Source organism: Pseudoalteromonas aurantia (genome assembly GCF_005886875.1).
Taxonomy (GTDB): Bacteria; Pseudomonadota; Gammaproteobacteria; order Enterobacterales; family Alteromonadaceae; genus Pseudoalteromonas; species Pseudoalteromonas aurantia_A.
The window spans coordinates 1-1023 of the sequence record NZ_PNBY01000086.1; the positions used below are offsets into that span (position 1 = coordinate 1).

General features: G+C 39.2%; 1 protein-coding gene. It reads right to left on the reverse strand.

The features are described from left to right. Nucleotides 1–20: 20 nt before the first annotated feature. Entirely contained in the window at nucleotides 21–881 is an 861-nt protein-coding gene (locus tag CWC18_RS16405) for an IS982 family transposase (RefSeq protein ID WP_138675709.1), read from the reverse strand. Nucleotides 882–1023: the final 142 nt, after the last annotated feature.

The following is a 1023-nucleotide window of genomic DNA, read 5'->3' on the forward strand; positions in this document are numbered from 1 at the left end:
ACCTCAGATCTGTATAAGAATTAAAGCCGAGTCACTTTTATGCTCGGCTTTTTAGTCAGAAAAGTGTAGGCAATTAACCCAGCCATTAAATTAACCATAAATGAGATACAGCTTCGATGCCTTGTATGATCTATTTGAGCCATGTTTTTTAGCTGGTCGAAAACTGTTTCAATGATGAAACGCTTTGATAGCATAGCTCTATCCCAAGATGATATTGGCTGACGTTTCATATTACTTCTTTGACCTGTAATAAAATCAATGCCTTGCTCGGCAAGCTCCGCTTTTAGGCTTGTAGATACATAGCCTTTGTCTGCATATAAACTACCTGTAACATTTTCGACCATGTCTAACACAGGCTTCCTATCATCAACATTCCCTGCCGTCACTTTTACTGCTAATAAACCACCTTCGTCATTCATGATGAGGTGAAGTTTAAAGCCATAAAACCAGCCCATTGTTCCTTTTCCTCGCTTGGCTTCGTCTGCGAAAACTTGGTGGCGAGGAATACGCATATTGTGACAAACCTTTAGTGAAGTGGAATCAATAAATGCTATACCTGTTGGCTTATCAAAGCGCTGCTTTAAATAGCTACACAGAGCGGGCAACGTAGCCTGTAACAACTTCAACATACGTGTATAACTGACTAAATCAGGAAAATAATGTCGCCAATACTGGCAAACAAATTTGGTGTAGTAAGTTTTAAAGTCGCGGTAACCTGATTGATGAAAAGCAATCAATATAGTCATAACTTCGCTAGAAGATAGGCGGGATGGCTTAATGCGTTGCTTTTCACCTGTTGATATTAGGTGCTCAAGCCATTGAGGTTCAAACAATAAACAAAAATCATCGACATCTACGTAAATTGCATCTAAGTTATTCATGCCCTTGCCTTGGTAATCTTATGTTTCTTGGTCGAAAGATCTGATCACCACAAGGGAATTTAGTTCAATTTCTTATGCGCAGCTCAGGTTACTTAGCTAACAAGTACACGCTGACTTTAAAGTATAAAGTCGGCGTTTTCAA

Excerpts from the sequence above, each read along its gene's own strand:
- CWC18_RS16405 (WP_138675709.1), bottom strand. The coding sequence starts at position 881 with ATGAATAACTTAGATGCAATTTACGTAGATGTCGATGATTTTTGTTTA.